This window comes from Methyloceanibacter marginalis, from assembly GCF_001723295.1.
GTDB classification, from domain to species: domain Bacteria; phylum Pseudomonadota; class Alphaproteobacteria; order Rhizobiales; family Methyloligellaceae; genus Methyloceanibacter; species Methyloceanibacter marginalis.
The window spans coordinates 1-5,584 of record NZ_LPWD01000207.1 but is presented as its reverse complement, the minus strand read 5'-3'; the positions used below and the strand labels follow the sequence as shown (position 1 = coordinate 5,584).

Here is a 5,584-nt window from a genome sequence, read left to right as displayed (position 1 = left end):
TTTTCGCCGTGCCCTTCCCGCTCGTCATGCGCCGCGCGGCCCTGGTCGGCTACCTGCTGGCGCTGGTCGTACCCGTGCCGTGCCCGCGCCCCTCGCACGCCGCCCGTCCCGTTCACGCGGACCCTGCGCACCGGAGCGCTTTGGCTCGCCATCTGGATCGTGCCACTTGTCGCCGTAAGCGCCGCGTTCGCGGAGACGCCCGTGTTCGCCGATATCTCGCTGTTCTTTTCGACGCTTGCGGTGGTGACCTTCGGCGGCGCCTACGCCGTGCTGGCCTATATGGCGCAACAGGCTGTCGAGACCTATGGCTGGCTTAGCGCCGGCGAAATGCTGGACGGGCTGGGGCTTGCCGAGACCACCCCGGGTCCGCTCATCCTCGTCACCGAGTTCGTCGGTTTTCTCGGGGCCTACCGCAATGGCGGCACACCTCAACTGGCCTACGGTCTGTTGGGCGCGGCGGTCACGCTGTGGGCGACGTTCGCCCCGTGCTTCTTATGGATCTTCGTCGGCGCACCCTACGTGGAGCGCCTCGCCTCGAACGCCAAACTGGCCGGTGCGCTGCGCGGCGTCACCGCCTCGGTGGTCGGCGTGATCTTGAACTTGAGCCTGTGGTTCGCGCTGCACGTCATCTTCGCGCGCGTAAGCGCCGAAGATTATGGACCGTTACGGCTTTGGGTTCCGGACCCCGCGAGCTTCAATTGGCAGGCGGCAGGGCTTGCGGTTCTCGCCGCGGGTCTACTCTTGGGCCTACGCCTCGGAATCCTCACGACGCTCGCCATTACCGCAGGCGCGGCACTTGCCGTGTCGGCCCTGCTCGGCGCCCCATAAACGAAAAGCGCGGACTTTCGCCCGCGCTTTTCAAAAAAGCCTGTGCCCGAGAGCTTAGTCGCGGGCACGAACAGATCCACGAACGGCGCGCGAACCCAGGTGCCGCGCGGCCCCTTGCGGACCGAAGTCAACGGCGCCTCGACATCCGTATAGGCATCGTTCGTGCGCACGGACGTGGTCGGTGCATCGACTTCAGTGTCATAGCCGTTGCTGCGCCACCAGCGGCGGTTCCGCCAGCCGGTCTCTTTTACCAGCGTGTTCTCGGCTGATGGCTTCGCGAGTCCGGCGGGTCCGGCAGTGGCCGGCGCGGGCAGGAACATGGCGGCGGCAAAAAACGCCGCGACGAAACCGGAAATGATCAGACGGGTCATCCTTACTCCTCTTCGGGGGTTAGGGGGTTGTCTGTGATGTCTGCTCGAAGTGTATGAGGCCAATGTGGCGACAGCGTGCGCCCTTCGCAAGCCCCAAACCTACAGCCATCCTTTGTGTTTAAAGTAAATGTAAGGCAACACGGCAAAGAGCACCATCAGCCCAAGAGCAAAGGGGTAGCCGAACAACCAATCGAGCTCGGGCATGGCATGGAAGTTCATGCCGTAGATCGAGGCGATCAGGGTGGGCGGCAGGAACACCACCGCCGCCACCGAGAAAATCTTGATGATGTCGTTCTGCTGGATCTGAATCATGCCGAGTGTCGCATCCAGCAGGAAGATGATCTTGCCCGACAAAAACGTCGCGTGATCGGTGAGCGAGTTCACATCGCGCACGGCGCCCGCACGCGGGCATAAAGCGGCTTACCCTCCTTGCGCTCGTTGACGGTGAAGGCGAGAAACGTGAGCAAGCGCCCCAGCGAATGGCAGCTCTCGCGGGCTTTCGAGGCCACCTCGCCCTCGCGCCCGATCGATTGCAGCACCACGTCGAAGCGGCGCTGGCGCGCGGCGACGGCTCCTTTGTTCTCGAACACCGAGTGCGACAGCGTCTCGACTTCACCCTGAATGCGCTCGATGAAGTCCGCGAGACGATCGACGATGGTGTCGAGCAGGCCCATCAACACCGCGGTGCCGCTGCCGAGATTCGGCTCCTGCCGATTGCAGCGCGCGGCGAAGATGGGAAAGGCGCGCGGTTCGGCATAGCGGAGCGTAACCAGCCTGGCGCCGGAGAGGATGAAACTGACCGGCGTCGTCTTGGCCTCGGCGGCCTCACCCAGATAGAGCAGCGTCGCCGTCATGAAGTAAGCGCCGTCCTCCTGATAGAGGCGGCTCGAAGCCTCGATCTCCGCCTGCTCCTCGCGCGTCGCACCTCGACCTTCAGCGCACGCTCGACAACTTCCTCCTCATCCGCCGTGGGATTCAGCAGGTCGATCCACACCACTTCCTCGGTGATCCTGGGAAGACCGGTCTGGGCCTTCAGAGCGCCTTCGCGGAATTCGTAGATAGTGAGCATCGACCCTTCTGATCTCCATCAAGGCGCCAGGAAAAATCCCGATATACCAGGGGCTCTGTGTCTCAGGTGAGACACTGTGGACGGTATCGGACCTTTGACACAAGGTTCACGGAAGGCCTACAAATTCTGTCATGGGCTGGCTGCGCAAACAAAGAGACCTCCTCGGACTCCTCGTCGTCTGGGCGATTCTGCTCCAGTCGATCGCGCTCCCCTTCACAACCGGGCTTCATGCCGCGACTCTCACCTCGGAGCCGGGTCAAGCCAGCATTCTGTGTACCTCCAGAGGCACGGCCGTCACCCCGGAGAGCCCGGGCCATACCAACAAGGGCCCGGATTGCCAGTGCTGCCAAATGTCCTGCCGGCCAGGATGCGGCGGCGCTTGCGGCGGCATCCTGCCAAACTTCGCCCGCGTGCCCTTGCCGTCTTCGACGGTTATTGCCGTCATTACACCGCGCCTCGATGCGCCCACGACCACGCCGGCGGGACACGCCGCAGCCCAGCCCCGCGCTCCTCCCCACGCGTAAGCTCAAAGCGCAACCAGATCTCTAGCGCGAAGCCCGCTCGGCCTGCGCGGAGAGCCTTGGCGTGCGCAAACCATCCACGCCACAATCAATGAAGGGCGGACCGGCTAAAAATAGTCCGCGCCCATGGGGGGCTACCAAATGCGTTCAATTTTCTCGCGCGCCGCGATACCGGCGCTCACCCTTTGCCTGGGCGCCGCGCTTGCGGCCGCCCCCGGCACTGCACGCGCCGACTCCGATCATGACACGGGACCGCTTGCCGACACGCACGCGCCGGCCGGCGTCATGTTCGATCACATGCACAATGCCGGCGAGTTCATGATCGGCTTTCGCTACGCCTACACGAGCGCCAGCGGCGACATGCTGAACGGCTCGGACAAGGCGAGCGACCAAGAGATCATCGACAAGGGCTGCAAGCCGTACACCTGCTCCATGACGCCGAGCGACATGGCGATGAACATGTACATGCTCGACATCATGTATGCGCCGACCGACTGGGTGACGCTCATGGTCATGCCGATGTACATGTCCCACGACATGACCATGCGGCCGCTGAAATCCTACCATGACGTTCCATGGGCCATACCGAGCACATGGAGCACATGGAAATGCCCATGGACGACACGATGGGGCACGACGCCCATGGCGGTCACATGGGGAGCCATTCCCATGGCACCGACGGCTGGGGCGACACGATCTTCGGGCCCGAGCTCAAGATCGCCAGCGGCGCCAACTATCATCTCCAATTCGCACCCATGTTCAGAGCGCCCACCGGCGACGTGGACTACAAAATGAACGGCGTCTTCACGCACTACATGATGCAGCTTGGCTCGGGCACGTGGGACTTCCTGCCCAGCATCACGTATACGGGCCGCGCCGATCGTCTCACCTGGGGCGCGCAAGTCCTCGGCGTTGTGCGGCTGGAGAAGGAGAACGACTCGGGCTACCAGCTTGGCGACGTGCTCCAAGCCACCGGTTGGGGCAGCTATCGCTTCGCCAACTGGATCTCTGCCTCGGTTCGCGGCCTCTACACCGAGCAAGGCAAGATCGAGGGCCACTATAACGGCGCACACAACCACTCGAGCCCGCCCGATCTCCAGTTCAATTATGGCGGCCGGTTCTGGGACATCGGCTTCGGCGTCAACACCGTGGTGCCGAGCGGAACCTTCAAAGGCTTGCGGCTCTCCGCCGAATGGCTTCAGCCCGTCGGCGAGGACGTGAACGGCTACCAGCTCGAGCGTGACGGCACGTTGTGGGCGAACGCCAGCATCGCCTTCTAGAACGGCAGAGCGGCCGCTCTCCAATCGAGGGCGGCCGCTAGTTTTTCTGCACGATGCAAGCGCCGCCGTCTCTACGGAGCGCGGCGCAGACTTCGCGCGCATCGGCGCGGCTGTCGGCGCCGATCTGCACCATGTAGAGCGCGCGGCGTCCCCGGCTCAAGTTCCGCTCCGGCAGCACGAAGGGCTCACGGTCGGCCAGCACAGAAGCGTGCGTGCGCCTGAGCCTCGAGAACTTCTCCAGCGCCTGTCCCTTGGAAAAAGCACTGGACACATGCGCACCCCAGGGCCGCCAAGCGCCACTCGCCGTCAGCGGCTCCGTCTCGTAGACCGCCCGCACCACGAGCGGCGCGAGCTTCTTGCAGGAATCCTGCACCGTATCGCCTTCGGTTTTCAGGGACTCCGGCAGTTCGGTCTCGGGCAGCTTCCATTCTTCGGCCGCACGTCCCGTGACGAACATCACGTAACGCCGCGTTTCCCCCGGTAGAATCCTGCTGCCCGCAAGCCAGCCGCGCACCCGCTCCTCCCCGGCATTATAGGCGGCGGCCGCGAGCCCGAAATTGCCGAACACCTTTTTGAGGTCCGCCAAAAGGCTCGCCGAATGTTGGATGGCCGATTTCGGCTCGAACGGATTGTCGAGGCCACGATCGGCCGCCGTGCCGGGCATGAATTGGGCGATGCCTTGCGCGCCTTTGGGACTGACAGCGTTGGGATTGAACCGGCTCTCCCGCCAGATCAGCCGGACGAAGGGCATGGGCGGAGCCCGCGTTCCTCGGCCTGTTGCTGCATCAGCGGACAGACGATCTCGACGAACGGCTTGGGGCCGGCAGCGGCGAGCCCCGCCGCCTTGATGCCGGCGGCGACGCGGGCTTCCGTGGTTTCCGCGCCGTGGGCGGCTGTGAGCCCCACGGCAAGAAGCACCGCCACGGTCACGCCTATGCGCGCATTTCGGCGCACGGCCCTAATTCTTCGAAACGATACAGGCAGCGCCCGCCGCTTGCAGTTTGTTGCAGAGCGTGTCGGCGGCGCCGCGGTCATCGAACACCACGCGAGCGGAATAGCGCAGATCCGTACCCATGCTGAGATCGCAGACCGCAACGAGCGTCGGCTTGAAATCACCGAGAATGTCGGAATAGTCCTTCTGCGCCTGAGAAAATTCGTCGAGGCTCTCCTTCTTGTTGAAGGACGAGGCGATCTCGACGGCCCAGCCCGTGCCGGACGGCCCCAGGCCTTCCGGAGGCTTGGCCCCTTTGAGACAGGGTGCGAGAGGGTCGCCCGTTTCCATCTGTTCAGCGACCGCCGGACTGGCGGCGAGTGCGGCACAAAGAGCGGCGGCGGTCAGTCCTCTCATCATCGAGACCTCATGACACAGATTCGCGCGCGCCCAGCATACCTCACTCGGGCCACGCCCGGAGCGCCATCTCCGCGACGCGCTCAAGCTCTTTCCGGCTGGCGCCTCCCGCCGCTTGGACGGACATCCCTTGGGTGATTGTGGCGATGTAGCGCGCGAGCGCCGCC

At 64.2% G+C, this 5,584-nt stretch carries 10 protein-coding genes; 3 read left to right on the top strand and 7 right to left on the bottom strand.

From position 1 onward, the window contains the following. On the top strand, positions 1–828 hold an 828-nt coding region (locus AUC71_RS08485), incomplete at its 5' end, for a chromate transporter (RefSeq protein ID WP_141701557.1). Between the two features lie 470 nt (positions 829–1,298). Here the strand turns inward: AUC71_RS08485 and AUC71_RS21070 are convergent. From AUC71_RS21070 to AUC71_RS21060, 3 genes are read right to left on the bottom strand one after another with little or no spacing between them, the layout of a single operon-like run. After that, positions 1,299–1,592 carry a CorA family divalent cation transporter gene (locus AUC71_RS21070; RefSeq protein WP_141701556.1) on the bottom strand — a complete coding sequence of 98 codons (294 nt, stop codon included), beginning with the start codon at positions 1,590–1,592 and terminating at the stop codon, positions 1,299–1,301. Further along, positions 1,580–2,053 (bottom strand): CorA family divalent cation transporter, encoded by a 474-nt coding sequence (locus AUC71_RS21065; RefSeq protein ID WP_244500864.1) that lies wholly within the window; start codon positions 2,051–2,053, stop codon positions 1,580–1,582. Before AUC71_RS21065 ends, AUC71_RS21070 begins: the two co-directional genes overlap by 13 nt. Further along, positions 2,050–2,268, bottom strand: coding sequence for a hypothetical protein (locus AUC71_RS21060; RefSeq protein WP_141701554.1), 219 nt, complete (start codon positions 2,266–2,268; stop codon positions 2,050–2,052). Before AUC71_RS21060 ends, AUC71_RS21065 begins: the two co-directional genes overlap by 4 nt. A 131-nt stretch (positions 2,269–2,399) precedes the next feature. Here AUC71_RS21060 and AUC71_RS08475 point away from each other — a divergent pair, with 131 nt between their 5' ends. Further along, on the top strand, positions 2,400–2,792 hold the full coding sequence (locus AUC71_RS08475; RefSeq protein ID WP_069623918.1) for a DUF2946 family protein: 393 nt from the start codon (positions 2,400–2,402) through the stop codon (positions 2,790–2,792). Positions 2,793–3,127: 335 nt separating this feature from the next. Here AUC71_RS08475 and AUC71_RS08470 read toward each other — a convergent pair whose 3' ends face one another. Next, positions 3,128–3,334 carry a hypothetical protein gene (locus AUC71_RS08470; protein ID WP_069623917.1) on the bottom strand — a complete coding sequence of 69 codons (207 nt, stop codon included), beginning with the start codon at positions 3,332–3,334 and terminating at the stop codon, positions 3,128–3,130. 30 nt (positions 3,335–3,364) lie between these two features. On the opposite strand from AUC71_RS08470, the gene AUC71_RS08465 reads away from it, so the two are divergent. Continuing rightward, positions 3,365–4,069 carry a transporter gene (locus AUC71_RS08465; protein WP_069623916.1) on the top strand — a complete coding sequence of 235 codons (705 nt, stop codon included), beginning with the start codon at positions 3,365–3,367 and terminating at the stop codon, positions 4,067–4,069. Positions 4,070–4,106: 37 nt separating this feature from the next. Here the strand turns inward: AUC71_RS08465 and AUC71_RS08460 are convergent, their stop codons facing one another. From AUC71_RS08460 to AUC71_RS08450, 3 genes are read right to left on the bottom strand one after another with little or no spacing between them, the layout of a single operon-like run. Next, complete coding sequence (locus AUC71_RS08460) at positions 4,107–4,820, bottom strand: lytic transglycosylase domain-containing protein (protein ID WP_069623915.1); 714 nt, start codon at positions 4,818–4,820, stop codon at positions 4,107–4,109. Continuing rightward, positions 4,802–5,023: a hypothetical protein gene (locus tag AUC71_RS08455; protein ID WP_069623914.1), complete on the bottom strand. Its 222-nt coding sequence runs from the start codon at positions 5,021–5,023 to the stop codon at positions 4,802–4,804. Before AUC71_RS08455 ends, AUC71_RS08460 begins: the two co-directional genes overlap by 19 nt. 4 nt (positions 5,024–5,027) lie before the next feature. Then, positions 5,028–5,420: an SPOR domain-containing protein gene (locus AUC71_RS08450; protein ID WP_141701553.1), complete on the bottom strand. Its 393-nt coding sequence runs from the start codon at positions 5,418–5,420 to the stop codon at positions 5,028–5,030. Between the last annotated feature and the right edge of the window lie 164 nt (positions 5,421–5,584).

What these genes read in the sequence shown, in the direction of transcription:
- AUC71_RS08475 (WP_069623918.1), top strand. Translation starts at nt 2,400, where the DNA reads ATGGGCTGGCTGCGCAAACAAAGAGACCTCCTCGGACTCCTCGTCGTC.
- AUC71_RS08465 (WP_069623916.1), top strand. Translation starts at nt 3,365, where the DNA reads ATGGGCCATACCGAGCACATGGAGCACATGGAAATGCCCATGGACGAC.
- AUC71_RS08460 (WP_069623915.1), bottom strand. Translation starts at nt 4,820, where the DNA reads ATGCCCTTCGTCCGGCTGATCTGGCGGGAGAGCCGGTTCAATCCCAAC.
- AUC71_RS08470 (WP_069623917.1), bottom strand. Translation starts at nt 3,334, where the DNA reads ATGGTCATGTCGTGGGACATGTACATCGGCATGACCATGAGCGTCACC.
- AUC71_RS21060 (WP_141701554.1), bottom strand. Translation starts at nt 2,268, where the DNA reads ATGCTCACTATCTACGAATTCCGCGAAGGCGCTCTGAAGGCCCAGACC.
- AUC71_RS08450 (WP_141701553.1), bottom strand. Translation starts at nt 5,420, where the DNA reads ATGATGAGAGGACTGACCGCCGCCGCTCTTTGTGCCGCACTCGCCGCC.
- AUC71_RS21065 (WP_244500864.1), bottom strand. Translation starts at nt 2,053, where the DNA reads ATGACGGCGACGCTGCTCTATCTGGGTGAGGCCGCCGAGGCCAAGACG.